The 25,593-nt window shown below is 44.2% G+C and carries 21 protein-coding genes and 1 riboswitch; of the genes, 8 read left to right on the top strand and 13 right to left on the bottom strand.

Annotated elements, in window-relative coordinates; all coding sequences use genetic code 11:
- Positions 1-230 precede the first annotated feature (230 nt).
- Together K2Y18_08170 and K2Y18_08165 are read right to left on the bottom strand one after the other, a co-directional pair.
- The gene (locus K2Y18_08170) at positions 231-1,004 is read right to left on the bottom strand and encodes an alpha/beta hydrolase (GenBank protein ID MBX9805711.1); all 774 of its coding nucleotides are present in this window, start codon (positions 1,002-1,004) and stop codon (positions 231-233) included.
- A 391-nt stretch (positions 1,005-1,395) separates the two neighbouring features.
- Entirely contained in the window at positions 1,396-2,541 is a 1,146-nt protein-coding gene (locus tag K2Y18_08165; GenBank protein ID MBX9805710.1) for a hypothetical protein, read from the bottom strand.
- 583 nt (positions 2,542-3,124) lie between these two features.
- On the opposite strand from K2Y18_08165, the gene K2Y18_08160 reads away from it, so the two are divergent.
- Positions 3,125-3,466 carry a hypothetical protein gene (locus tag K2Y18_08160; GenBank protein ID MBX9805709.1) on the top strand — a complete coding sequence of 114 codons (342 nt, stop codon included), beginning with the start codon at positions 3,125-3,127 and terminating at the stop codon, positions 3,464-3,466.
- 78 nt (positions 3,467-3,544) lie between these two features.
- Here the strand turns inward: K2Y18_08160 and K2Y18_08155 are convergent, their stop codons facing one another.
- Together K2Y18_08155 and K2Y18_08150 are read right to left on the bottom strand one after the other, a co-directional pair.
- A complete protein-coding gene (locus K2Y18_08155) occupies positions 3,545-4,222 on the bottom strand; it encodes an outer membrane beta-barrel protein (GenBank protein ID MBX9805708.1) in 678 nt (225 codons plus the stop codon).
- Between the two features lie 85 nt (positions 4,223-4,307).
- Positions 4,308-7,760: an FAD-dependent oxidoreductase gene (locus K2Y18_08150; GenBank protein MBX9805707.1), complete on the bottom strand. Its 3,453-nt coding sequence runs from the start codon at positions 7,758-7,760 to the stop codon at positions 4,308-4,310.
- 174 nt (positions 7,761-7,934) lie between these two features.
- On the opposite strand from K2Y18_08150, the gene K2Y18_08145 reads away from it, so the two are divergent.
- Together K2Y18_08145 and K2Y18_08140 are read left to right on the top strand one after the other, a co-directional pair.
- Positions 7,935-9,542 (top strand): hypothetical protein, encoded by a 1,608-nt coding sequence (locus K2Y18_08145; GenBank protein MBX9805706.1) that lies wholly within the window; start codon positions 7,935-7,937, stop codon positions 9,540-9,542.
- Between the two features lie 108 nt (positions 9,543-9,650).
- Positions 9,651-10,067 carry a hypothetical protein gene (locus tag K2Y18_08140; protein ID MBX9805705.1) on the top strand — a complete coding sequence of 139 codons (417 nt, stop codon included), beginning with the start codon at positions 9,651-9,653 and terminating at the stop codon, positions 10,065-10,067.
- 57 nt (positions 10,068-10,124) lie between these two features.
- On the opposite strand, the gene K2Y18_08135 is transcribed toward K2Y18_08140, so the two are convergent.
- Positions 10,125-11,156 carry an SRPBCC family protein gene (locus tag K2Y18_08135; protein ID MBX9805704.1) on the bottom strand — a complete coding sequence of 344 codons (1,032 nt, stop codon included), beginning with the start codon at positions 11,154-11,156 and terminating at the stop codon, positions 10,125-10,127.
- A gap of 338 nt (positions 11,157-11,494) precedes the next feature.
- Between K2Y18_08135 and K2Y18_08130 the strand changes: the two genes are divergently transcribed.
- Positions 11,495-12,040 (top strand): hypothetical protein, encoded by a 546-nt coding sequence (locus K2Y18_08130; protein ID MBX9805703.1) that lies wholly within the window; start codon positions 11,495-11,497, stop codon positions 12,038-12,040.
- Positions 12,041-12,056: 16 nt separating this feature from the next.
- Here the strand turns inward: K2Y18_08130 and K2Y18_08125 are convergent, their stop codons facing one another.
- The gene (locus K2Y18_08125) at positions 12,057-13,148 is read right to left on the bottom strand and encodes a SagB/ThcOx family dehydrogenase (protein ID MBX9805702.1); all 1,092 of its coding nucleotides are present in this window, start codon (positions 13,146-13,148) and stop codon (positions 12,057-12,059) included.
- Positions 13,149-13,261: 113 nt separating this feature from the next.
- Positions 13,262-13,371: riboswitch (TPP riboswitch) on the top strand.
- Between K2Y18_08125 and K2Y18_08120 the strand changes: the two genes are divergently transcribed.
- Positions 13,360-14,646, top strand: a complete 1,287-nt coding sequence (locus K2Y18_08120) for an MFS transporter (GenBank protein ID MBX9805701.1) — start codon at positions 13,360-13,362, stop codon at positions 14,644-14,646. (Overlaps the previous riboswitch by 12 nt.)
- Positions 14,647-14,668: 22 nt before the next feature.
- Here K2Y18_08120 and mutY read toward each other — a convergent pair whose 3' ends face one another.
- The 6 genes from mutY to K2Y18_08090 form a co-directional block, all read right to left on the bottom strand.
- Positions 14,669-15,730, bottom strand: a complete 1,062-nt coding sequence (mutY, locus tag K2Y18_08115) for an A/G-specific adenine glycosylase (GenBank protein ID MBX9805700.1) — start codon at positions 15,728-15,730, stop codon at positions 14,669-14,671.
- 107 nt (positions 15,731-15,837) lie between these two features.
- A complete protein-coding gene (locus K2Y18_08110) occupies positions 15,838-16,482 on the bottom strand; it encodes a heme-binding protein (GenBank protein MBX9805699.1) in 645 nt (214 codons plus the stop codon).
- Between the two features lie 126 nt (positions 16,483-16,608).
- A complete protein-coding gene (locus K2Y18_08105; protein MBX9805698.1) occupies positions 16,609-17,307 on the bottom strand; it encodes a M48 family metallopeptidase in 699 nt (232 codons plus the stop codon).
- A 2-nt stretch (positions 17,308-17,309) separates the two neighbouring features.
- On the bottom strand, positions 17,310-17,771 hold the full coding sequence (locus K2Y18_08100; protein ID MBX9805697.1) for a helix-turn-helix domain-containing protein: 462 nt from the start codon (positions 17,769-17,771) through the stop codon (positions 17,310-17,312).
- 16 nt (positions 17,772-17,787) lie between these two features.
- Positions 17,788-19,320, bottom strand: coding sequence for an apolipoprotein N-acyltransferase (gene lnt / locus K2Y18_08095; protein MBX9805696.1), 1,533 nt, complete (start codon positions 19,318-19,320; stop codon positions 17,788-17,790).
- Between the two features lie 81 nt (positions 19,321-19,401).
- Positions 19,402-19,989: a malonic semialdehyde reductase gene (locus tag K2Y18_08090; GenBank protein MBX9805695.1), complete on the bottom strand. Its 588-nt coding sequence runs from the start codon at positions 19,987-19,989 to the stop codon at positions 19,402-19,404.
- A 187-nt stretch (positions 19,990-20,176) separates the two neighbouring features.
- Between K2Y18_08090 and K2Y18_08085 the strand changes: the two genes are divergently transcribed.
- Together K2Y18_08085 and K2Y18_08080 are read left to right on the top strand one after the other, a co-directional pair.
- Entirely contained in the window at positions 20,177-22,111 is a 1,935-nt protein-coding gene (locus K2Y18_08085; GenBank protein ID MBX9805694.1) for a hypothetical protein, read from the top strand.
- Positions 22,112-22,129: 18 nt separating this feature from the next.
- Positions 22,130-22,756 carry an outer membrane lipoprotein carrier protein LolA gene (locus K2Y18_08080; protein ID MBX9805693.1) on the top strand — a complete coding sequence of 209 codons (627 nt, stop codon included), beginning with the start codon at positions 22,130-22,132 and terminating at the stop codon, positions 22,754-22,756.
- A gap of 12 nt (positions 22,757-22,768) precedes the next feature.
- Here the strand turns inward: K2Y18_08080 and nusB are convergent, their stop codons facing one another.
- Complete coding sequence (nusB, locus tag K2Y18_08075; GenBank protein ID MBX9805692.1) at positions 22,769-23,239, bottom strand: transcription antitermination factor NusB; 471 nt, start codon at positions 23,237-23,239, stop codon at positions 22,769-22,771.
- A 296-nt stretch (positions 23,240-23,535) separates the two neighbouring features.
- Between nusB and K2Y18_08070 the strand changes: the two genes are divergently transcribed.
- Positions 23,536-25,578, top strand: a complete 2,043-nt coding sequence (locus tag K2Y18_08070) for a hypothetical protein (GenBank protein ID MBX9805691.1) — start codon at positions 23,536-23,538, stop codon at positions 25,576-25,578.
- Positions 25,579-25,593: the final 15 nt, after the last annotated feature.

Raw genomic sequence — 25,593 nt, 5'->3', positions numbered from 1 at the left:
TCAATTTTATATATTTCAAGGATTATGAGTATGTAATCTCGTAAATACCTGATATTTGGGTTTATTAATTCTTTATTTGTCTGACTTTAGAATGGACGTATCCATCCCAAAACTCACTGATTTTGGAATGGACCAGTGACAGATTTAGATCCATACATATTGATGAATCCTCCTGCTTTAAGTTTCGCAGTTTGATGAAGAGGGTGGGCGAAGTTTGAGCGAAAGATGCCTTAGTGCGCCAGAAAACCATTCAATGTCTCTAAAAATTCCGTTGGCTGACTTAGGACATCTTCATGTCCTGCCGACGGGATGTGGAACCGTTGCGTCTTTCTTACAAGTTCTGATAGCTCAACAATATCTGATCTTGAAACAATTGGGTCATTTTCCCCTCTTGCGGCCAATAAAGAACATGAAATAGCTTTAACACGGTCATTGGGGCGGCCTTTTTCACTTCGATCAAGGGCCAGTTTTATAACCTCTTTGAATAGACGATCAAAGTCTGGTGAGGGGTTCAATTTCTCATAAGAATCATAGTCTGAAGGGCATTGCTCTTTCCAAATACAGCTTGTTAGTTGGGAATAAGTGTCCATTAGATGTTCTACATGTTTAGTGCTCCAAGGAGAACCAATGGTTATGAGCTTGTTAATCTTAAAGTTGGATAATGCAGCAAGCCTGTAGGCAACTGTACCGCCATTACTAAATCCCAGAATACTAAGAGAGTCGATGCTTAAATATTTTAAAATTATTTCTACTTCCTTTTGGAGCAGCTCATAAGATAATTCTTGGGAACCAAGACTTGATTTGCCATGTCCACGATTGTCAATTCCTATGATCTTAAAATCCTCTTTGAGTCCTGAAATGAGGCCGTTAAAATCAGCAATGTTGCCAAGTGCACCATGAAGAAAAAGCAAGGCAGGAGCTGATTGGTTGCCAATGACTTCGTAATATATTTTTGCATCATCTATATCTAGATAATCACCAGAACGATGATTGAATCCTTTCATATTTGTGCTCCTTACTTTAGCATTGGTATATATATGTGAATTGCGTCAAACCATTAAGAAAGAGCATATTAAATGCTTGGTTATTTTTAAACGATTACCTAGCGTTGAGTCAACTCAATCAATCGAGCCTTACCTCTCCGAATACAAAGCAGAAAGTAATTGAGGGTGAAATGTAATCCTCAATTAAGTGTTACTATTTTCACCCTAACCAAAACCCGGTGTTTTTGTGGATGGCAGGATAAGGGGTAACAACCCCCTTTTTCGTTCCTCGCAAATTGATCGGAAATCAGCCCTAAAAGCCCAAAAATACATGATAATGGGATGGTTTCAGGGTCCTATAAAAATAGCCCCAAAGATACTCCTAGGGGCTATAATTGGACGCGAAGTAATTTTAAATTTTACTTATAGTTATTTTTAAAGTTGGTCTCAGGGTCATTAATACTTCCATCCAATCAGAAGTGACCAGGGAACAATTTCCCAGCTCCAGCGATGTTAGGTTTGGACAATTATCAGTAGCATCGATGAGAGCTTGGGGAGTGATAAGAGTGCAACCGAACAGCTTCAGCGATCTTAGGTTTGGACAATTCGTTGAAACAGCAATGATGGCTTCAGGAGTGATTTGGTTGCAATTTGTCAACCTCAGCGATGTTAGGTTTGGACAGTTCTCTGCAACAGCGATGATAGCTTTGGGAGTGATCTGGTAGCAACAGTCTAAATACAGCGATGTTAGGTTTGAAAATTTCGTCGCAATAGCGACAAAGTCTTTAGGAGTGAAGTGTTTGCAAAAGCTCAGATTCAGCGATGTTAGGTTTGGACAGTTCTCACCAACAGTCATGAGGTCCCTCGCAGAGATTTGGGTCCAACCGGTCAGATTCAGCGATCTTAGGTTAGGTCGTATCTTCGCAACAGCGATGAGAGCTTCTGGAGTAAGCAGAGGGCAATCGGATAGATCCAGCGATGTTAGGTTTGGACATGTCGTCGCAACAGCGATGAGAGCTTCTGGAGTAAGCAGAGGGCAATCGGATAGATTCAGCGATGTTAGGTTTGAACATGTCGTCGCAACAGCGATAAGAGCTTTTGGAGTGAGCTGAGGGCAACAGGCTAGATTCAGCGATGTTAGGTTTGGACATCTCGTCGCAACAGTAATGAGGGTATCAGGAGTGATCTTCTTACACCAGCTCAGATCCAACTTCGAGACCCTTGAGAGATTATCTTCACTCATACTGTTAATTGTTGTCAAAAGATCCCTGTCGGTAGCTTCTTTTTGAATTTTCACCTTGAAGGGCTTCATGTATTGGGCAACCATCAGTAAAGCATTTCGACCATTAGAACTAATTATTGGACTTCGGCATTTCTTAAGGGCTAACATGGTTACTGTTGTTTCAAGGACATTTTCGTCTCTTAAATCGCGTGTTGTTATTGTAGTTACTGGGAGAGTTGGCGCAGCATTTTCGCTGTTAGCCGGAGCATCCATGGCGACGGTCAGTGTCGACAAACACGCGGCAATGAGAAGGCCGTACAGTTTAAAGTTTTTCATAAAATACAATCCTGTTGATGTTTTGAAATAATACAAATTTTATTTGATGTTATACATATAATAATTAAGTACATACTTTTCAAGGAATATCTATACATAGTGTCGTGAGTACGCAATATATCCGAGTTAACTACTTCGCTAGTTGTCCGATTTTAGAATGGGTGTATCCCTCCCCAAAACAGGTGGTTTTGGGACAGTAAATCTCTGGAGACAGTATCTATGCCTTAATCGTAAATATAAACCCCTTCAAAACCTCTAAAAAACCCGTCCCAATTGCTTTTGTCCCAAAACAAGCTGTTCATTCGGGTTTATGGAATAGCGATTACGTAATACCAAGTCTCATATTCAATTAGACCTATAAGAGTGATAAATGTTGGGCGTTTACTTTCAACTATTTTGTTGCCTGAGCAATAAGAAAACGGACAATTTTGTTTAAAACTTTATGAGTACTTAACATAATATGCATTAAATATAGAGCTTTAATTTTAATATTTACATTTAACTTTAACTTAACATTAACATCTTTCTTTTATAATAAAATAATGCGCAAATGGTTGCGCTTAAATTTATGGGAGTAAGAAACATGTCTTATCAAAATGATTCAAAAAAAGGTGGTTCAAATCCTAAGTCTGGTGGGAACCAAAAGAACCCACAAGGTCAAAATCCTGGTCAACAAGGCCAAGTTAGTGGTGCTAACTTTCACCCACAAGATATTAAAAGCCTTGTGCATAACCAAGGTAGAACAAAATTAGGTGGTCAAGAGTGGGCATTGAAGGCTCCATCTTGGAATGATTCAGCTCTTCAAGCAATCATCAGCGATCCACAATTTACAGCAAAGCCAGCTGGTGCGCCCCCATCTGATGGCAAGTGGACCTATGAACTTTGTGGTCATGGAAAAACAATACAAGTAACAATCGGTCGCTAAAGCTACACTCAATTTTATTGAGTAAAACCGTTTGTAAAAAGATGAAGGGGGCTTTTAAGCACTCTTCATCTTTGTATTTTAAAATTGATAGGTTACTTTAAAGAGCGCTCGATATTCCGCCGGTTTGTAGTGATAGGCCCTCGGGGGGGTCATGTGAATCTTATATCGTTTATATAATGATGTTCCTGCTTCTATTCCAACTAAGATGTGATTTGAAATCTTATAGGCGGCCCCTAGGGCAAAGCTCGGGGCTTTAAAGAGGTGGCCCAGAGTTTGCGTTCTTGGGAGACCTGGTACATTCGGAAAATTATAAGTAAACTGGAATCGAGCCATCTCAATACCCGCATTTAAGTAAGCCAAAATTTTGGGGTTAAGCATCATTCCGACAGTTAGCATAAAATTAATGCTTCGGGTGTGCTGAATTTTTGCCGTTCCTTCCACGCCACCCCGATTGTTTAAGATCAAGTCAATTTGGGGGTTGGCACCTGGAATGATGACAGAGGCTTCAGCGCCAACGATAAACTTTCCTGGTAATTCAATATAATACCTTGCATATAAACCATAAAGGCCTGCAAGAGCGCCAAGTCGCCGAACTTGGTCATTGTCAGGCGTTGTTGTGCCGGTATAAAAGTGTCTTCCTCTTAAATTTTGAAGTCCGACTATCCCTCCGATGCCGAATCCTTCAAAGGCAGCTTGGCTTGGCAGAATGATCAAAGTTATCCAGAGAAGCACCTGGCTGAGAATTCTTTTTTTCATGATGTTCCCCCTTTAACTACTCACAATTTTTACTAAAATACGCGATATAAAGCCACAGGGGAAGAGGGTATATAACAATTAAAATTTATTCACGTTCAGCTTTCAAACAATGGTGTAACCAATGCTGTGTGAGTTTTTCCGACAGGGTATTTTGACCGAGGCGGTCCGACAAGCATTGAAAGTCCACCTGATCCAGCAGTTGATCCTGATTGGCACAAGAATAGACAATACGCTCCTCTCCCGTGACAGGATCAATATGGCGCTGCAGACACATGGCACAGATTTCTTTCATCATACATTGCATGGGAGAATTGATGCTGCCAATTGCAATGTGGTCTGGATTCAAAAGAGACGCCAAGCTGCCATAACGAGCTATGGCGACCGCCGCCATCATTCGATCGGAACCAATGACAATCAGACGATCAACATCAGACAAAGCAATTGAGCAGGGCCCGAGTTCTTCCTTTCCGTAGGCTGCCATGGCTTCAATGATATTGCCAACGAAGGTGCGATCCTGAATGCGATTTGGCACAAATCCTGGCGCTTCATCGCAACACCATATGACGACATCGGCAGCAGCTTCGATTTCGGATTCTTTATAGCGATCCATCATTTTCTTGTAGCCAGCAAAATAAATAACACGGCACCCCTTTTCTCGCATCGCTTGACCAATGGAGAATAATACAGCATTTCCGAGTCCTCCTCCCACAAGCAAGACCGTTTCGCCTTCTGGAATTTCTGTGGGGTTACCCGTTGGTCCCATCAGAAGAATTGGCTCTTGGGGCTTGAGATATCCGCATAAATCAGAAGATCCCCCTATTTCCAAGACAATCAAGGATAATAATCCCCGCTCCCGATCAACAGAAGCGCCCGTTAGGGCAAGCCCCTCCATAGCGAAACGCGTTCCCTTAATTTGGGGGGCCAGGGCCTCAAAATTTTGAAGGCGATAGAATTGACCAGGTCGAAAGGCGCGGGCAGCCAGGGGGGCGTGCACCACGATTTCAACGATGGTGGGCGTCAATCGATGAACGGCCTGTACGGTTGCCCTCAGACACGAATTAAGTTCGGTCAACAGCCTGGATCCTGAAATGGAAGAGGGGGCAGTTTTTTTCATCATACGGGAGATTACAGGATATCCCTGTTTTGCACTGCCCATAGCCTTGACTACATTGCCCGCGTAAGAGGGGTGCATATCTCCAAAAAAACTGATCGCTTTTTGGTCTGCTCGAACATTCATCAGTACTTGGGGATTCTCTGGCTTGGCCAATCTTTCAGGGTGAACCGGCTCTCCTGTGTCATCAACGGCTTGAAAAGTGTGATCACTTAAAATCAGAGAGCTTGGATCATCATAGGTTAGATTAATGTTGGGTTTTGTGCCAGCGGCTATTAATATTCCCCGAGCCGGTAATGTTATTATCCCTTCAGGACGATGAACATTAAGCCCTTGGGCATGCCCGAGAGTGTCAACTTCAACAGCCATAGGTGTGGCATGATCTAGAATCGAGATTCCCTCTTCAAGAGCTTTGGCGACTTCCTCATGATTAAGGGTATAACTTGGTGCTTCGTTAAGAGATCGACGATACGCAACAGTAACACCTCCCCATGACTTCATAAGTTTTTGAAGATTCACAGGAATGCCTTTAAGGTTGGCTTGATGGCGCTCTTCTTGAATGATTTGGGCATGAGTTAAAAACTCATTTGCAATTTCATGGTCAAGAGGAGTCCATGAAGCTTTTACAAATTCTTCCCCATAGGTTGCCACCAACTCATGATAGTGCTTTGCGAATTTTTCTACCTGGACTGGATAATAGGCCATCGCTTCTGTTGCTGTATCAATGGCTGTGAGACCTCCGCCGATCACGACAACAGGCATTCGGACTTGCAGGTTGGTAAGAGACGACTCTTTGGCGGCGCCGGTAAGTTGTAAAGCCATTAGGAAATCGCTTGCTTGCCGAACTCCTGGTGCTAAACTATTTTTCATCGGGATTAGCGTGGGACTTCCCGCCCCCATACACAGGGCGATGTGATCAAAGCCTAATTCAAATGCCTGATCTATTGTGAGAGTGCCCCCGAAACGGACCCCACCAAATAAGCCGAAATTAGGTCGCCGCTCTAATACAAGTCGGATCAATTTTAAGAAATTCTTGTCCCACCTAACTGTAATCCCATATTCAGCGACACCTCCAAATCCGCCATTAAGGCGACTGTGCAAATCTTCTTCGATAGCTTGGTATGATTTGATGGGTAGAAAAGGCACGCGCGTCCCAGTCTGATCAATTCCTGAAAATTCTGATGGAAGGGGCTCGATCTTCAAACCGTCAATAGCAACAACCGTATGTCCATCGTTCATCAAATGATGAGCAAGAGTAAATCCGGCTGGGCCCATTCCTACCACAAGGACCTTATAGCCAGAGTCGAGCAATACAAGGGGACGACTAAAATTAAGTGGATTCCACCTGGTCAACAAACTATAAAGCTCCACACCCCAAGGGAGTGATAAGACACTCTTCAGAATTTGTGTTTCAGTACCAGGAATGTTAACAGGGTCTTGCTTTTGAAAGATGCAAGCCTTCATGCAATCATTACAGATTCGATGGCCTGTAGCCGGGACCATAGGGTTATCAATCATGATGATTGCAAGAGCAGCTATAGAGAGCCCGAGGCTCTTAACCTCATTCATCTCAGATATTTTTTGTTCCAAGGGGCAGCCAATCAAGGAGGCACCAGATCTATTCTTTTGGAATCGAGTTTGATCTTCCTGTTGTGTTTTTGGCTTTAATCCTTTGGAGCAAGAGTCTTTATTTTGATGGTGACACCAGATACAGTAATTTGCTTGATGCAAAGCAGACTCGAGGTTTAGGCCCTGATCGGTTAAAGAAAATCCATCCCGAGCGCGGTGATAATGTTCAGGCAATTCCCAAGCCTTGTGTATTCCCGAGGCTTCGACGGGGATGTAATGATCTGGATCAATTTTATGAGGGACTGAAAACAATGCTTGGCCCCGATGGTGTTTCTGGCCTTCAAGGGTTTGGGAAGCCCAGGCAGCATATTTGGCAGCCAGATCAAGCTCTTCTTGGTAATCAGTTGAAGCTGCTAGCCAATCTAGGATTTGCAAGGCAAAGGTATACTCATCATCAGGATTAGTGTAGGCAGCCAAAGCATGTTGCAGCGGCATTTTATCGATCGTTGCAGCAATGTCTTTAGGGTATTTTTTAACAGCCACCCTTTGAACAAATTGTCGGTTAACCTCAAGAATGACCTTGAATTTCTCATGCTCTTTTTGCAATTGACGGGCGGCTGTTTCATCAAACAAACTTCCCAAAAACTCCTCAACAAACGGCGCCAGGGCGATCAAAAGCGCGCTTTCATCAAGGGTTTCTCCCCCGCGAGCAGCCCTGTATTTCTCGGCTAAATCGCTGCTACGGGCCTCTATGTGCCTTAAGAAGGTCTGGTCAAGTTTGATCAGCCCTTCCCGACTGTATAAATCAGCAAAGGTTAACCCAAAGGGGAGATTTAAAGTATTTTCCAGTTCTTTCATTAACAATATCTTAAAAAGTTAGTCTAGGGTTGTTATAGCGGAAATCTTGGCGGTTTTTCTATGCATTTTTCCCACACAATCAAAAAGATCTGCTTCTTCTTTCATTTTCCCTCTTTTTATATTTCCAGAATTGGAGAAAAATAAGAGAAGTATATATAACGAGAGGTGTATTCAATGGTGCGCTCAATTCTCCTTGTTCCCCGTTTTGGTGTCCTTGGAGCTTTTTTAAGCGGCTTTATGGCGTGTGTGCAGCCGATCTTCGCCGGGCCTGAAGGCAGCTTAAGCCATAGAGGGATGGATGACATTCCAGAGCCTATGCCTCAAGAGAGTACACCCTTACCTCCAAGCCCCAATCCATACAATCCACAAGGAAATATCAGGTCAGTGCCTGTCCCTGTCCCTGTCCCTGTCCCTGTCGAACAACCTATCGATACTGGGAAAGTACGTAAGCGTATAAACTCACGAGAAAGGTTGCCCTCGAGAACTCGAGGAGAAGCAGCAAAGAGCGTCTCTCAAAAAAAGGATGAATCTTGGGAAAAGGCGAATAAAAAAAAATTGACGTCAAAAGAAGAAGGTAGCAAGAAACTTAAAGTCATCAGCGATCAGAAAAATCCACCCCCAAAGGAACTGAGACCTCTTCAAAAGAAGATGATACTCCTTGATGCGCGTCGATTAAAGGATCAAAAACTCGCAGCATCTATACGTTATATCAAAGAAAATCCAGATATGCGCTTTAAGGTGCAGAACATGACAATTGACATAAAGTCCATTGTTTCTTTAATGGAAGTATTCAAACGAGCCAATGTTCTGGATCAGATACGGGTTGTGGGGTTTGTTATGTTGCCAGGGGCAAATAACCAAGTGTTGAATGAGAATGAGTTTATTGAAAAAGTCTTGCCTTATCTAGGATATTTGGAAGGAATAGAGCTCAGTTGTTTGGGAGTGACGGACAAATTATTGAAAGAATTTCCTAAAAGAATCCCTCATTTAAAAAGTTTGTCTTTGTTTGGTTTTGGTGTTAATGACGACACAATATTAAACTTAAGCACATCCTTTCCAAATTTGACAAAGCTTCACTTAATCAATACAAAAGTGACGAACAAAGGGATAAGAATTCTTGTTGAAAATTTCCCCTATCTAAAGGCTCTTGGTATTAGTGGACAAGATCTGAAAAAGGAAGATTTTACCTTGCTCGCTGCGGGTGTTGGAAAACTTCACTCGTTCTCGATGATTGGGCAGAGCTTTAAGAAAGATATGGATATCATTAAAAATCTCTTGAGTGCGATGCCAAAGCTTCACACCTTAGACTTATCCGAAACAGATGTCAGCGATGATGTGGCGAAATCTCTTGGAAATTTAGTGAACAAACTGAAAGTCCTAGATATTTCGGAAACCCGGATTACGCGAAGCGGCCTCAGAGCCATTGTTGAAAATCTGGATCTGACGACCCTGAAGATAAACAACCTGAAGGGTATCGGAAAGACTGAACTGTTAATGATTGCGGATACTCAGCCGGGATTGCGAAAGTTCTATTTTTCTGGAGCCTATTTTGATGATCCGACGATTATGCACCTTATTCTTAAATTACCGAAATTGATGGATCTTACCCTTATTCCCAATGGCGAATCCGGGTGGATTATGTCAGAAGCTGTGGCTGAAGCGTGTTGTTTGAAGAAGACGAAGCTGCAATATTTGCATGTGCAAGCCAAGCGCCTCCCTGAAGTCCTTCGTTTGAAACTCGAAACAGATCTGCCAAACTTGCGCGTTGAATATGAAACCTAAAAGTAGACATAAGTCCCCTTTTTATCCTTACCTTATGAGACTGATTGACCTCATGAGCTCGAGAGAGCTATAAATAGTCTTTGGAAATCATGAACTTTTGGGGGACTCATGTTTAAGAAATTTGTTATCGTCTTATGTTTCATTTTAGCAGCTTTCACAAATGCGGATGAGGTAACCATTCACCTTGAAGAGGGCGCCTTAAAGCTCGAAGATGTTATAGACGCTTGTCAGGAGATTGCCACGTGCAAATCTTCTCAGCGTGTATCAACAAGCATTCCAGGAAAAATCATTACAATAAATGGGACCGATTATGAGGTACGCTTTTTTAGCTTTGAAGATACGACAGGCAAAACCCCTGGCAACACAACTTTCCGCGAGTATGCAAAACAAAGCAATTTGTTAACAATGAAGAGTGCTGCTCTAAGCCCTTTGCCTGGCATTCATTTTGAGAGCTTTGACTTTCGGCGGAATCCTATAAAAGATGGGGTATATTTCAGTATGGCACTTAGAAAAGTAGAGAAATAACTCTTCGTCCTTCAGAATGTCTGATGAATCTAAGAGTTATTCCTCAACACTGTTGTATTAGCCTTTAACATTCAGTTTTTTAACAGCTTTTGCTTTTGGTTTCGCTTTCGCTGTTGTTTTCTTAACGGCTTTAGTCTTCGTCTTTGGCTTCTTAGCCGCTGTTGTCTTTGGCTTTGTTTTTTTAGCTGCTGAAGCTTTAGTTGTCGGTTTCTTCGAGGCTGTTGTCTTTGCCTTTGTCTTAGGCTTGGATTTCTTAACCGTTGAAGCCTTTGTTGTCGGTTTCTTTGACGCTAAGGTCTTTGTCTTTGTCTTTGTCTTTGCTTTTGTCTTGGGCTTATTAGCGGCTGAAGATTTTAGAGTTGGCTTCTTCGTCGCTACAGACTTCGACTTGGCTTTCTTAGAAGACGTAACTTTTAGTTTTGGCTTCTTTGAAGTTTTGGCTTTTGTCTTTTTAGTTGCTGTAGGGGTTGGTTTTAAAGCTGTTTGAGACATAGATGGGGTTACCTTTATCTTAGAGTTAATATCAGCGGACACACTTAACTTAACTTTACCTTTGGCTTTTGCCTTAACCTTGGGTTTGGCTTTGAGAGACGTCGGAGTAATAAGGTGAAGATTTGGTTTTTTATCACCTGGCAGACTTGTCTGGGGAAGATTATTATCGCTTTTGACAGCTGGGGCGCCCACGATGCTTGCCAAGTTATTAAATAGTTTTGGTAAATTCGCCCCAATCTTTTCCGCAACAAGCTTTCTCCACAAAAAGCCAAGCGGTCCTGTAACTTTTAATGTAACGGTAAGGCGGGTGCCTTGCGGATCTGGATGCATTTCATGAATATCATACATAGTTGCCCCAAAGAAACGAGTGCAGCCTATGAATTTCTGATCCTTTTTAACTTCGATGAGTTCGACCGAAATAGGGGAAGAACCTTTTGGCTTTAGAGTATAACGGTTGCCGGTTGCAAATGGTTTGTCCATTTTACAATATTCAACATTAGGAATCCAGGTATGCCATGTGCTGACATCTGACAACCGTTCCCAGATGACTTCTTTCTTAACGCCTTTAATAACCTTGCTGTGTGTTGTTGTCCACATATTATAATCCTCCTCAAATGCTCTACATTATAATGAATGTTAACAAGGGTTTGTGATATGAGCAATAAAGATTCTTTAAAGTTTTCATAAAATATTCTAAAAGCTTACATTTTGAGATGGGCGTGACTTACAAACCACACTCTATTGGGTAACTGACGTAAAATTTAACATCACTTCATAAGAAATATTGTGATGTTCCTTTTTTTATTCTCCTTTCGATGAACTATTTTGAAAAATAGAAAATGCAGTATCTAATTAAATTTCTAAATAATTTCACTAAATATTAAATATCAACAATTTAATATAAAAGGACTGAAATCTAAAGAAAAGAAAGTTAAATGGAAGATAAATCCATTTTTAATATTATTTTATTGTTTTGTATCGCCGTGGTTGTGCAATGTAATATGGTATTGCCGGCAGGAGCCCTTGATGCTTTTGGTGGGGACTTTCTCGGTGGTCTCGGGGAAAGCGGTGAGGAAACCGAAGAAGAGGAAAGTCCCGAAAAGACTAAGGAAGAAAAAAAGGCTGAAAAGAAAGAAAAGAAGAAAGCTGAAAAAGAAGAAAAAAAGAAGGCTAAGAAGGAAGAAAAGAAAAAGGAAAAGAAGGAAGCTAAGGCTAAGAAGACTGAAGAAAAAAAGGCAAAGAAGAAGGAAAAGAAAGAGAAAGCTAAAGCTGAAAAAAAGACAGAGGATGGCAAAAGCGACAAACAAAAGAGCAATGAACATAAAGAAAAGAAGAAGGAAAAAAAGGAAAAAGCGAAGGCAAAGAAAAAGGAAAAGGAAGAAAAAAAAGCCCGTAAGAGTTCAGAAAAGAAAAAATCTGCGAAAGCGCGTACAAAGAAGAAGAGGGAGAAAAGAAATAGACGTAAAGGGAAGGGCGGTTAAAGGGGCGTGATCAGCTTCAGCTCCCCTTAGTATCTTTAAAATGCTGAATCACCCCTTCATAAACCGCAGACTTTTTCCCATAACCACCCCCTAAGAAATGTAATGGAGCCTGATGAACACCCTCCAATTTTAACAGACTGGAGACGTCCAAATCATGGATATTTGCGGTCATCCAGGTCAGGATTCCAAGGGATGTCGCCACCAATTGGAAAGTCTGAGATAGGTGGCCTGCGTCCATTAAGACCACTCTGTAGGCGCGAGAATGCTCATACTTCCACCAAGCTTTGTTTAAGTAGGCGACGAGAAAGACGCCAAAGGCTATCCCATTTCCAAAGGGTTGGCCCATGCACAAAGCGGCCACTTGATCATCCGAGACCGCTGCATTTACGCGCACAAGTCCGTGGCGTTCCACATCATAATGATACATCCCTGGCTCAATGCCAGGCACATTGAGAATGGTTACATACGCCTCATTCGGGTGGAGGCCACCGCCAGAAGCGCTGGTTTTTCGCAACCCCATTTCCTGAAGACCTGCATCGGTTAAATCCTGCCAGGGGCCATGGAATAGACCAAATGTTACAAAAAGGAGCGTGCTCAAATTCTCCACAGACACAGGCTTCCCATCAAAGGTTCGAACCGTTAGGCGTTGCTTCAAAATTTCACTGAAAAGCAATTGATTTAAGCTTTCCAAATTTGGGGCCGGTAAGGGGACTAAAGCGCCTTCTCGTCTAATGAATAATTCTTGTGGTTTTCGATCCACAGCTTCTTCGCATCCCTGGACATAATCGGCTACCCAGTCTTGAACAGAAGTGTGGGTATCTGCCACGATATTGCGCGTTCCCAGGTGATATATATAAGACAATTTATCCCACTTCCAGAGGGGTTCTAGAGGGGCTTCATTTAGTAATATACCTTCTTTAAAAAGATGTTGGTCAATGTCGATAAGAGGTTGTGAGTTATCCTTGATATCTCCGCGAGAGTGAGCGACGAGTCGCTCAAAATAAGGGGGGGTTAAAGAAAATTGCTGACGATTCTTATAGTCCCACAGAATGATATCCTTATCCTTTAACATAAAAAAGATGTCGGGATTTAGGTGGAGCTTTGGCATGGTGATTCTTTCATTATTCTTATTTTAAGGGAATATACTTGGTTTAGAGACAAATGTCAGCATCTTCTGATGCTCCCCCCCTTGACACCATTCAGCGTCCTCGATAGGATCCCCTCATTAGCCAGGGGTGCTGAGTCTAAGCTCAGCTGAGAAAGCGGTGGTCGCTTAACCCTATAACCTGATCTGGTTCGTACCAGCGGAGGGAGTGCACATGACCAATATTGCAACAAACATCAAAACATCACCGCTCGAAAATTTTGAGCAACCCGTTCTTGAAAAAGCTTCACCTGTTAAAGTGCCTATATTTTTCATATCCGTTCTCGGGACCGTTCTCGAATATTTTGAATATGCCATTTATGGATTTTTGGCGCCCATCCTAGCCATTCACTTCTTTCCAAGCGACGATCCAACGACCTCCCTCATCAAGGCATTCGGAGTTTTTGCGGTTGGGTCCTTATCAAAACCCTTTGGGGCCCTTATTTTTGGATATTTAGGAGATACCCAAGGGCGCCGCATTTCCTTGCGGTACAGCATGATCGGCATTTCGTTCCCCACATTCATCGTAGGCATCTTGCCGGGCTATGAAGCTTGGGGGTGGGGCGCCGCCATCGCCCTTGTGGTGTGCCGCATGCTTCAGGGGATTTTTATCGCGGGCGAGTCAGATGGGGTGCACATCTATGTCTTTGAGCATTTTGCTAAGAAAAATCCATGTCTCATTACGTGCCTTGTGGGGTGCGGGGCTTACCTCGGGATTGCGCTCGCCTCCCTTGTTGCGGCACACGTTCCGGCTGTTGGTGAAAGCTGGCGCTTCGTCTTTTTGGGGTGCAGCATTTTTGGTTTCATCGTCTTTATCTTGCGGCGATATCTCATTGAAACACCACCCTTTCTTGCATACTTGCAACAGCATCTCACCCCTGCGCCATTGAAAGAGGTGGCCAAAACCCACTGGGCGCCTATATTGCGAACCATTATGATTTGTGGAGCCGGTGGGGGGGCGTATCACTTCTACCTCGTCTTTCAAGGGACGTATCTGTCGAAGATTTTAGGGATGGCCCCTGCCGCGGACGCATCTCTCTACAGCTTTTACTTAACAAGCCTATACGTTCTTTTCTTGCCCGTGGCCGGTTGGGCTGCGGATGTTTGGGGGCTGGCGCGCATCGGCAAGATCGGGGGGTTCTTCACGATGAGTCTCGTTGCGTTGAATGCGGTTCTAATCAGCGACGGGATTGTTTCTTTTCCTCTCATGATCTTAACGACCCTCTCCATGGTATTCTTCTTCGCGCCGGGTTATCTCTTTTTAATTCAGCAATATGAAGTGGGGGTAAGATTCCGGTGTATGAGCCTCGGCCATACGATCGGCTCAATGTTATTTTCAGGCACAACGCCCGTGGTGTGCTTGTTCCTGTGGCAATTCACGTCTTTATCTTACGCGCCCTTCTTGTATTTTCTATTTCTGGTGGTGATGGGCCTGGCGGCGTTCATTTGGGGAGATGAGTAAGGAGAGGTGCCTTATTGGCATCTTATCCCTCTCCAGCGACAGCGCGGATCACTTTCTTCATGACCGTTGGTAATGCGTGGGATTTGAGGTCATCAAGAGAACACCAAAAGCCTGTCTCTGGGGTGTCGCTTTTTCCTTTGGCGATGGTGAGTTCCAAATGAAAATGAGTGAAGGTGTGGCGGACAATTTCTGGCAGATATTCTAACGAGCCAAACTCTTTGGGGTTGCTGATCAGAGATTTATTAGCATTTAAAGGAGAGTGCTGCCAAATTGTTGTTGGTACCCCAACCAGTCCTGCCAAAAGGCCCTTATCAGGGCGTTTTTCTAAGAGAATTTCACCGTGCTGATTTTCAATCCAATAGGCAATCCCATAGCGGCGCGGCTTAATGGCTTTCACGGCAGGACGCGGGAGTTGGTCGGTAATCCCCAAATGATGGCTGAGGCACTTTGTCTGTAAGGGACAGACCTCGCAGGAAGGATTGCGCGGGCGACAGACGGTTGCTCCTAAATCCATGAGACTTTGGGCAAAATCCCCGCTTCGGTGTGACGGGATCATCTCTTTCGCAAGAGCCTCCACCTCAATTTTTAAGGCCGGCAAAGGGGTTTCAAGGGCAAAAAGTCGAGAAAAGACGCGCACCACATTGCCATCAACCGGAACGATGGGGTGATCATAGGCGATCGCGGTAATGGCCGCCGCGGTATAGGGGCCGATTCCTGGAAGCTTTAGAAGTTGTTCGACGTTTCGGGGAAGGACGCCCTGAAAGTTGCGGACCAGGGTTTGTGCACAAGTATGTAAGTTACGGGCGCGGCTATAGTATCCAAGACCTTGCCAATTGTGAAACACCTCATCCAGGGTTGCCTCAGCCAGCGCCTCAACGACCGGCCAGCGGGTGATAAATCGGATGAAATAATCCTTCACAGTTGCAACGGTTGTTTGCTGCAACATGATTTCACTGAGCCAAACATGATAAGGATTAGGGGAATGCCCCGGCACCGCCCGCCAAGGCAAGGTCCGTTGGTGGGTGTCATACCAGGCGAGAAGCTTGCCCTCTAGTTCTTGGATTGTTATAGCTTTTGTCAATATTTCGCCTTGTGCAAATCGAATAAAAATAATCTCATTTGGTGCGCAATAGCCAGGATTCTTTGGTATATCCCAATAGGGATATCACAAGTCTAAATTATCCGGCAACATTACTTATTAAGTTCGATCATAATCTCGTTGCGACGTAAAAAAGGAAGTGTCCAAGGGGGATTATAGAAGGCGAAGATTGGTTCGCCTTTGGCTTTAAGGTCTTTGGAAACTAGGAATTTTTGAAGTTCGTCAAGGTAGTTTTGCAAGTTTTCTGCTCCTGCCAAGCCTGAAAATCGGATAACCGCATACTGTTTAGCGGGAACGGACAAGAGTGCCACGCGATTATCATGCGGTTTTGGGAGTGTTTCCAACTTATAGTGAGCAGGCATAACGAATTTCACCTTCCATTGACCCTCCTCGGATTTTTGTTGAGTTACCGGCGCTGCCATGGAAATTTTCTCTCCCTTTTGCTGAATGACAGGGGCGGTCATGCCTATTTTTTGGTGTGCCTCATTGTTGCCAAAAATATAATCAGCGAGCATTCTAAATCCTGCGGAAATCGCTTGTTTTCGGTCTCCTTCAACCAGAACTTGGGCAACGATAACGGGGTCATATTCCCGTATCTCAATATTGCTTTGAGACTCAAGAACAGTAAATTTTGGTTCATCTACCTGACTCATGATTGTTCCACTCAAGGCTAAAAGAATAATGCAAAGACTTATGAGGGCATATAAAATGTACATTTTTTTGGATTTTAATCTCATGACAGCGATCTGCATTATTCAGTTCATTTATAAAGCGATAATTTCACAATTACTTGAGCGGCGCAACAGGTCGAATTACAGGAGTGCCTTGAGGAATTAGGTCGAACCGTATTTAGTATATTTAAATTAAGCTCCATATTTGAACAAGCTTTTCCCATTTTGACGAAGCCATTGGCGCAAAGTCCTATAATCAGGGCAAAATTCTTCCACAATTTTCCAAAATTCAGGGCTGTGATTCATATGTTCCAGATGCGCGACTTCATGGGCACACACGTAATCTGCCACTTGTTCAGGGGCAAAAATCAACCGCCAGGAATAGGAAATATTGCCGTTGTGGCTGCAGCTTCCCCAACGGCTTCGGGTGTCTCGAAGGGTGATGCGATTGAGGGATTTGTCCAGTCGGCTGGCGTAGTTGCTTGATCTTTCTGTAAGGAAGGTTTTCGCAACCTGATGGAGAGATTTTTGAACATGGGTACCGAATTTTTCAGGCGGGGCGTGGATGAGAAGGTGATCCTCCCCCCACCAAGCACGAAAGGATTGGGAGGGTTTGTGGCGCAGTTCAATGGATTTGCCGAAGATGGGAAGGACCATGCCGTCAATATAAGCGAGCTTTGAAAAGCTCTTGGCCATCTGTTTTTCAATCCAGGGTTTTGACTTTTCGATAAACCCAAGCACTTGTCTTTTTGAGTGGTGCAAGGGAATGGTGAGGATTATTTCGCCCCCTGTCTCGGGGCGAAAACGAAGCGTTAACCGCTTAGCTTTGGGGTTTTCCCTTACGACCAAAGGCACACTTTTACCTTCAATCAAAAGGGAAGTTGGCAGCACGCTCAACGAGGCCCCTTGGATTTGCCTGCTCGATCTTTATCCGTGCTCTTTCTTTGAGAATCTTCGGCCAGCGCTTGGACCAGCTTTAAGACTTTCTTTCTCTCTTTGGGATCAAGGATTTGGTGATAAGCTCGCATCAATTCGAGGGCTTCTCGTTTCATGACGGGATCAGCTTGATAGGTAGCACCGCCCTCTTCGGCAAGTCCTTGTTCTCCATAGTTCTCAAAGAAAAAGGAGATAGGTGTATGGAGGACTTTGCTCATTTCATACAGTCGGCTTGCACCAATGCGGTTTGCACCGCGTTCATATTTTTGTACCTGTTGAAAGGAAAGGCCAATTGCCGCACCCAACTGATCCTGACTCAATCCAAGAGCAGATCGCCGAAGTCTTACCCGACTTCCAACGTGGATGTCCACATCATGAGGTTTTCCTTTTTTAGAAGGTGAAATTTCTTGATTTAACATATCCAATTTCTTTCTTTTATATTTTTAGTTTTTTTGTTTTTTCATGAGGACGATAGGTAGCTACTAAACTAAGCAATACGAACACTATTCCAAGGAATAGAAGGTCTCCATACCGTTGATATAACGTAACAGATTCTAAACGTTTTGGCAAAGAAAAGTCGATAAAACCAATTTCATCTAATTCAAGTCTATATAATATTCGACCCCAAGCATCCACAACAGCGGAAATGCCATTATTGGCAGCGCGAACCAGAGGAATCCCCTCTTCGATGGCCCGAACACGAACGATCTGTAGATGTTGATATGGCCCTGACGTGTGACCATACCACGCATCGTTGGTCATATTGAGCATCCAGTAAGGGCGATTCTTTCCATCGATAACCTCATGAGGAAAAATAGCCTCGTAACAAATGAGCGGGCTGACACTTGGCAGACCGGGAAGAGATATGGTTTGTACCCCTGGTCCAGGCGTGTAGTCTTGATCTCCATAGGTGAGCTTCTTGATGGTGAGGATCGACCGCAAGGGCATATATTCTCCGAATGGCACCAGGTGAGACTTGTCATACACCCCAACCCGTTTTCCTTCATTATCAAGGGCCATCATACTGGTTCGTAAATGGCCATCAATCTCGCGCGGTGCCCCGAAAAGGAGGAGTCCGCCTTGAGGTCCAGCTTCCCCCAAGATTTTTAGAAGAGGAGGGTAATTTTCAACCATTGTGGTGACGCTGGCTTCCGGCCAAATGACTGCTTCTAAAGGCTTTTCTGCAGGAAGATGGGACAAGGCGATGTATCGATCCAAGTTTTGTTGAAAATTTTCTGCCAACCACTTGGTGTTTTGGGGAATGCTGGCTTGGACGATTCTCAAATTGAGTGTTCCATGTTCTTGTTGTGAAAAGGGAAGTGCCTGGGTGAGCCGATAATCCCCCCACAGCCATAAAGCCCCAAAACTCAAGACCATGCCTGAAATCCAGCCTTTGTGGCGGCTCGCAAAGACACATGCAGCTAAAGTCGTGAGGGTGGAAAGTCCATAGATTCCGATGATTGACGTGATTTGAAGCACAGATGTGCCCCAGGTGTAGCCCAGTAAATTCCAAGGCAGCCCCGTGAGTATATGGCCCCGCAAGTACTCAAAAATCGACCAGATGGCCGCAAAGGCAAAAACACGGGTCAACGGGCCTTTTGAGACTCGAAAGGTAAGCAGGGAAACAAATGCGGGGAAGAAAGCTAAGCATAAGGGGAGACCAACTGCGGCAAAAGGTACCGCAAGCATCATTCCAACAGTTCGTGGCCCGTTACCAAGCCAATAAAGCCCTCCTAAAAAATAGCCAAACCCAAAAACCCATCCTAACCAGAATGCGGTCTTTGCGGTCTTAGTGTTCTCAAGAAGAATTAGAAATCCAGAAAAAGCAACGGGAAGCAAGATCCAGACCTGAATGGGCGGCATCGCTAGGGCCGCCAAACCACCAAGAACCCAGCTTAACCAGAAAGGGCTGAAGCCTGATAAGGATAAAGTCCAAGTAGAAAGCCGTGCACAGGTTGCTTGAATCATTTTCGCTGCAATCCTTGAAGGAACCGAAAGGCAGGAAGCGCTTTTTCGCATACCCACCTTACCCTATTTTATTTTTCCACCTTATCGGATTTTACAAACCTCGTCAAACGTAAGACGCGGAGAACGAGGATATAGCTTAGTTGAATCCCCATGCCCGAGATTACATAAAAAGTTAGATCGTAAGGAAGTGTTGTGGAAAAATGCTTCATCAACAAGAGCATTATCAAACCCGGACATCGGCCCGCAGTCTAACCCACAAGCGCGCGCCGCAAGCATAAAATATGCTCCCTGCAAGGAGCTGTTTCGAAAAGCAGAAGTCTCAATGAAGGGCGCATTCCCTACAAACCAACTTCTGGCATCGGTGTGAGGAAAAAGCTTTGGAAGCTTCTCATAAAACTCAAGATCATACGCGATGATGGCCGTGACAGGCGCCGTCATCGTTTTCTCCACATTCTCTTGTATAAGACATGGTTTCAGTTTAGCTTTTGCTTTTTCAGATTTCACAAACACAATGCGCATGGGACAGCTGTTTGCACTGGTGGGTCCCAGCTTTGCAAGGTCATACACCTCCTGTAATAAGTCGTCCTCAACGGGTTTATCCAACCATTTGTAGTGGGTACGTCCTTTTATAAAAATGAGCTCAAGTAAATTCTCAGATTTCACGGTCATTGTCCCTTCCGCTAGTGTTCATAATATAAGGATAAGTCAAAATCAGGGGCCAGGCTAGGGGGGTAGAATGCAAGGGATTACAATACCCTAAACAAATTGTTCTTGCTCTGGACTGCCCGTAAAAGCTATAAATTCAACAGGAAAACGACAATATTTTCAAAGCATAATGTGCAAGAGGAAGTGAATCTTGACCCTAAAAATCGAAACTTTTGATAATCACTCTGGCGGGAATGCTCTTTATAAAGCATTGGCGCATCCTATCACTTATCAAAAAATGCGGGATCTATTAGACAACTTGCGTCACCAGAAAGTGGCCCTTTATGATCCGCTTGGATTGTTGGAGGCCTTTCAAGAATTCTACGCTTCTGCTTTGAGTCATCTCACGATTTCGAATATTTATGCCCAAGATTTTGGCCATATTGGGAAGACCTACGCTTCTTTGAAAGGTCTTACCTCAGAGCCCCTGACAGCCTTGCCAAAGTGTGCTGCAAACGCACTTCTCATTCTTGCTTTTGATGCGGATCGGTTGCTTCCCGCCATTCGTCAGTACATTCCAGAGGGGGTGACCATAAATTCTCTTGATGATGTGCGTTTAGAATCTCTGGGGGGGACTGTTATTGGCCCTGCCAGTGGAGGGTCATCTGGGGCTTACCTCACGCCCCTCAATTTTGCCACAAACTTTGCATTTTTTAGAGAACAGGAGGGGTTCCATACGCGCCTGACGACGGCAAATTACTGGCACCGTTACGGGGGAAAAGATTTATCCCTTTCCTGCATTTTGTTTGGGGAAGATGGCAAAATTTTGGCCCAGTGGGTAGAACCCCTGAAGCCTTCGGACCACACAATTGTATTTGATAGCCAAACAATTAAAAGTCGGTTTAAGTTAGCTCCTTTTGTCGGCCAGTTGTTCTTTCATGTGATAGGGGCCAAAGGCCACGATGTGGTTAAGTATGCTCTTGATACCTACAATGATGATTATAGTCATATTTCCTGTACCCATGATGCGAATTCCTGGCCGTCGGATTCTTTTGCGGGTCTACCTGCCCCACAAGAGAATGAGGTTGTGTATTTATGGATACAGAACAGCCATCCCGTTCCGATTCCGGCCAATACGATTGGGTTGAATGTCATGGGGACTAAAGAGATGCGCTGGCTTGACAAAGAAATTGGGCCATTTGCCAGTTACAAGCTGAATGTTGCGGATCTTTTGCCAAATGCAAAGTGGCCCCAACAAATCGAGATGCAAACCGGAAAATATCTTGTGCGCCCCCGCTATGAAGTGGTTTGCAAAACAACCAAGAATCAAAGGATTGCCCACGTCAACGTGCAACGGAATGATCTAAAACAAACCATCTCTGTGGCTTCATTGAAGCCTTTGTTTGGTAAAAACTATATTCTCCCGGCACCCATCCTCCCGCAATCCACGTTCCAGTCCATGGCTTTGCCAACACCTATGGGAACCACGCAAACGCACCTTCCCGTTAAAATGTTCGTGTATGATGCCTCAGGCAAGGCAATCGCGGAACAATCCCTTGGGGTTTTGCCACGGGACCATGCAACGGTTGTGGATTGCCGCCAATGGACGTTGCCCAGTGGGTACGGCCATATGGAGCTGGCTTATGATGATGCCCATGATATTCCCGTTGATGGATGGCTCCATGGCCTGTTCCGCTATGAGCGGGGGGATCATAAGGCTGAAACCAGTTTTGGGGCGCACATGTTCAACACGGCCCTTGTTTATAAGAATGAGCCGCAGAGCTATGCAGGTCCCCCTCCGGGTTTGCGGACGCGTCTTTTCCTGAGAGTGGTGGATGATTTTAGCGATGGTTCCTTGGATTCCATGTGCTTTCTGATTTATCCAAGCTCAACAACGTGGCATCCCTATTCTGAGACGGAGTTTATCCTCCATGATCATGAGGGCAAGGAAATAGCCAAACACCTCGTCAAAATCCCCTGCAGTGGGTCTTATCTCTTTTCCTATCATGAAACTTTTCCGGAAGCGACGAGAGCGAAAGCGAAAGGGGGTTACATCATCATCCGTGACACAACGTGTCGGCTCTTTGGGTATCATGGCACTTTTGGCAAAGAGGCCTTTAGCTTTGATCACATGTTTGGCTTTTAAGAATTGAAAGAGGATATTATGAAAACACTGATAAAAAAGATACTTTTGATCTCGATGGTAGCAGCTGCTTCTACAACGTCTCAGCCGATTCTGGCAGCGTTGCAGGAGGATGCGGCGGGTCAACAAAAGGCTCAAATTCGAAAAATCCAAGACTATTTGAATGGCATCCGCACCCTTCGCGCCAACATAACCCAAGAGAACCCCAATGGGACGACGGCGACTGGCAGGATGTATTTGAAGCGCTTGGGCAAGCAAAGCTTTGGAAAACTTCGCCTTGAGTATGATGCTCCCATGAACACGAAGATTATCGCCAATGGGGAGATATTGCGACACATTGATGGGGAAACCAAAGATGTCAGCGAATATTCCATCGACAGTACGCCTGCCAGCTTTCTTCTGCGCCATAAAATTGACTTTTCCAATGATTTGGAAGTTAAGAAAATGGAAACCAAAGGGGACAAAATTTACCTGACGGTGGTACGCCCCGGGGATGACGGGGTCACCCTGACCCTGATATTCGTAACAACTCCAATCTTGCGCCTCCAAGAGTGGACGGTTGTGGATGCGCAAGCCAACCAAACCCACGTTGTCTTGAAACAAGTGGAAATTGGAACGGCTATCGACGAGAAGCTGTTTACGTTTTAAGCCGGGCTTTGCCTATTCCTGCAAGTCTTCAGTGCGCAAAAGCTTGGCCAGAGCATCAAGGGAGGCGTTGACAAAGGCAACTTCAGGGCCGGAACAAAAGGCCTTCGTAATTTCAATATATTCATTAATCACCACGGGCGTGGGCACAGCGGTATCGCGGCTAAGCTCAAAGACCGCGGCTCTCAAAATGGCCCGAACGACCGATTCCATGCGCTCGATGCGCCAATCTTCCGATAAGGTGGCAGAAATCATGGGGTCTAAGTCCGCCAAACGCTCTATAACCCCTAAAACGATCTCTTGAAACAAGGTCTTGTCAGGGGTGATAAACCGAGTGCCGTCTACAATTTCGTTAAAACGGTGGTTCATAAACTCCAGTACAACTTTTTGGGGGGTGGTTGGCTCTTGCTCCAACTGATAAAGGGCCTGCACAGCGGCCAGTCGCGCTGCAGGGCGTCCTTTTACAATAATATTCTTCTTTACCACCTGTTTACTCCTTAGATCGTACCATTATGAAGAGTATGTCTCCTCAAGGTGAGGGTACCCCAAAGAGAAAGATAGGATCAAGCCTATTGCAAAAACCATGAGACTTATATGAAAATTGTATTAAAAGATATGCAAGAGATTTCCAAAGTGTTAACAAGAATTGTATTGCTGAAATGCAAATATAGTATATTGACAGTAAAATGCATTTATAGTATAGTAGATATTACAATCAAGAAATACAAGAAGAAAGTTGGTTGGCGTCCGAGTTATAGTTATTACTGTACGAGGAGATCACCATGAGCAGACTAACAACGATCTTATCTTTGTATTTCGCCATTTTTACATGGTTTCCTGTTGCGTCTATCCTAGCGATGGAAAAAAATGCATGGGACCCCATGGAATATTCGGGAAGCGAAGATGATAGTCCGCGCCACGCTAACCATGTCATGCATCTTATAGAGCATGCCACTCAGCCAATTCCTATACTCAGTGAGACACCCAGACCTCAAGCACCTAGGCCCCTTACAGGTGAGGAAGCTGCACTTCAAGCAGCAATCAAGGCTTCTCTCGAAGAGGCACAGTTGGAAGAATCTCGAAGGCAGCTACAATTCCGTCAAGAAGAGTTAACCAGAATACATCGTGAACGTGAAGAAAAGCGAAGAGCAGAGAGAGACCGTGCAAGAGCTCAAGGAATTGCCGTAAACCATAAAATGGGCCCATTTCACGATGAATTAGGGGTCATTCAACCAAAATTAGAATTTCTACAATTTAGATTCAATACAATTAAAGTAATAATAAAATTAAAAGAAGAGTATTTTAGCCTTCTTGCGAAAAAACAATTAATACTTGAAGGAGATTACAAAGGACAAAAGGACGAGAACCTCGTTCGTATTGAACAATCAAGAAAATTCGTAGAAGAGCAACTAGAGGATATGAAAGGTGATCACAATCTCTTTGCTGAATACGTTCCTAAACCCCTAGAAGACTTAAAAAGAGAGTATAAGATTTTAGAAAATGAGTTAAGTGATCTTACGAGACAAAAAACTGAACTTGCCAAGCAGTTACAACAGTTAGAAGATGAAGGAGACAAACTGGATGATACTTTCCGTGCTTTGCGAACCCCCGATGGTTCTCCAAGGGATAACACAGAAGATGCAGAATTAAAGGCGGTCATAAAGTTATCTTATGAAGAAGCACAACGTGCTGAAAAGGCCAAACATCCTTCAGAAAAGATTCCACGAAACGCCACTCCTTTGAGCCCTAAATTTGCCCTCAAGCACCCTCCGGAAGCTACACACACTTCAGAAAAGACCCCCCAAAGCTCGAGCCAATTGAGTCCAAGGTCCCCTCCTATATACTCTCCTCCCCTTCTGAGAAAAAGGAGTGAAGAAAAAAAAAGCCCTGAGGGGGGAGGCCTAAGAGCCCTTGCAGGTGATCAAAATGGGAGAGTAGGAAATCCTCGGGAAGCAAGAGTAGCGGAAGTCAGAGAACAATTAAAATACTTTCAAGAGCGTGAGGACATTTTAAGAAGCAAGGTAAGAAAAGCAAATCAAGAACAAATAGGTGTCAGCAGTAGGGTCCCTCCTAACATGAATTTGTCTGCGGAGAATGTTATAAGAGTAAAAGAAATTGTGGAAAGATCAAAGAAAGAAGGGTTAGAGAAATTGGCCGCTCATTTGGCCGAATTACAAGGAGAATTAAATTCAATTTCTGATCAAAGAGACAGAATGGACTCAAGTTTTAGGCAAAGACTTGAATGGATCGCAAATGAAGTTGTAGCTCTGGAACAACGCGAGATGCTTATCAAGACTCAGGAAAGTGAGGCTCTTGAATCCTATAAGAGCATAATTTATGAGCATACAGAGAAGTCTCAAAGTAAGCGGGAGAGATTTGTAATTTTTTTGAATGAAATACGAAGTAAGTTAGATGCAATTTTTGAACGTAAAAAGGAACTGAGTAGAGAGGAATACGAGGTTTTGGAAATTCGAGAAATTATCTTAGGTGCCCAAGAACAGGAGGCTTATGACAGGTCTATAAGCTCAAATGGGAGGCCTCTGGAGGACGCTCAAAAAGTAAATGAAAAGTGGGATCGTTCAGCTGCAATTCGAAGAGAGCTGGATGGGATTTTTAATCGAAAGCTGCGTCTGATTCCCCTCATGAATGGGCATTCGCCTGATGATTCACTCTACGCACGTATCTTTTTGGAAAGTCAAACGGCTCCAGTGCCAGAGAGAAACAATGCCCCCCCTTACAGTCCAATGTCTGATAATCCTGTTACGCCACCCACGGCTAGAAAAATTTCCTATACCCCGCCCAACACACCTCCTGATAAGCAATAGATTTACTTGAAGCGA

It is taken from the genome of Alphaproteobacteria bacterium, from assembly GCA_019746225.1.
Taxonomy (GTDB): domain Bacteria; phylum Pseudomonadota; class Alphaproteobacteria; order Paracaedibacterales; family VGCI01; genus VGCI01.
This window is presented reverse-complemented; position numbering and strand designations above follow the sequence as displayed.

What these genes read in the sequence shown, in the direction of transcription:
- K2Y18_08080 (MBX9805693.1), top strand. Translation starts at nt 22,130, where the DNA reads ATGAAAACACTGATAAAAAAGATACTTTTGATCTCGATGGTAGCAGCT.
- K2Y18_08140 (MBX9805705.1), top strand. Translation starts at nt 9,651, where the DNA reads ATGTTTAAGAAATTTGTTATCGTCTTATGTTTCATTTTAGCAGCTTTC.
- K2Y18_08100 (MBX9805697.1), bottom strand. Translation starts at nt 17,771, where the DNA reads ATGTTAAATCAAGAAATTTCACCTTCTAAAAAAGGAAAACCTCATGAT.
- lnt (MBX9805696.1), bottom strand. Translation starts at nt 19,320, where the DNA reads ATGATTCAAGCAACCTGTGCACGGCTTTCTACTTGGACTTTATCCTTA.
- K2Y18_08125 (MBX9805702.1), bottom strand. Translation starts at nt 13,148, where the DNA reads ATGCCAAAGCTCCACCTAAATCCCGACATCTTTTTTATGTTAAAGGAT.
- K2Y18_08150 (MBX9805707.1), bottom strand. Translation starts at nt 7,760, where the DNA reads ATGAAAGAACTGGAAAATACTTTAAATCTCCCCTTTGGGTTAACCTTT.
- K2Y18_08120 (MBX9805701.1), top strand. Translation starts at nt 13,360, where the DNA reads ATGACCAATATTGCAACAAACATCAAAACATCACCGCTCGAAAATTTT.
- K2Y18_08145 (MBX9805706.1), top strand. Translation starts at nt 7,935, where the DNA reads ATGGTGCGCTCAATTCTCCTTGTTCCCCGTTTTGGTGTCCTTGGAGCT.
- K2Y18_08160 (MBX9805709.1), top strand. Translation starts at nt 3,125, where the DNA reads ATGTCTTATCAAAATGATTCAAAAAAAGGTGGTTCAAATCCTAAGTCT.
- K2Y18_08090 (MBX9805695.1), bottom strand. Translation starts at nt 19,989, where the DNA reads ATGACCGTGAAATCTGAGAATTTACTTGAGCTCATTTTTATAAAAGGA.
- K2Y18_08135 (MBX9805704.1), bottom strand. Translation starts at nt 11,156, where the DNA reads ATGTGGACAACAACACACAGCAAGGTTATTAAAGGCGTTAAGAAAGAA.
- K2Y18_08070 (MBX9805691.1), top strand. Translation starts at nt 23,536, where the DNA reads ATGAGCAGACTAACAACGATCTTATCTTTGTATTTCGCCATTTTTACA.
- K2Y18_08170 (MBX9805711.1), bottom strand. Translation starts at nt 1,004, where the DNA reads ATGAAAGGATTCAATCATCGTTCTGGTGATTATCTAGATATAGATGAT.
- K2Y18_08155 (MBX9805708.1), bottom strand. Translation starts at nt 4,222, where the DNA reads ATGAAAAAAAGAATTCTCAGCCAGGTGCTTCTCTGGATAACTTTGATC.
- K2Y18_08110 (MBX9805699.1), bottom strand. Translation starts at nt 16,482, where the DNA reads ATGAGATTAAAATCCAAAAAAATGTACATTTTATATGCCCTCATAAGT.
- K2Y18_08165 (MBX9805710.1), bottom strand. Translation starts at nt 2,541, where the DNA reads ATGAAAAACTTTAAACTGTACGGCCTTCTCATTGCCGCGTGTTTGTCG.
- K2Y18_08130 (MBX9805703.1), top strand. Translation starts at nt 11,495, where the DNA reads ATGGAAGATAAATCCATTTTTAATATTATTTTATTGTTTTGTATCGCC.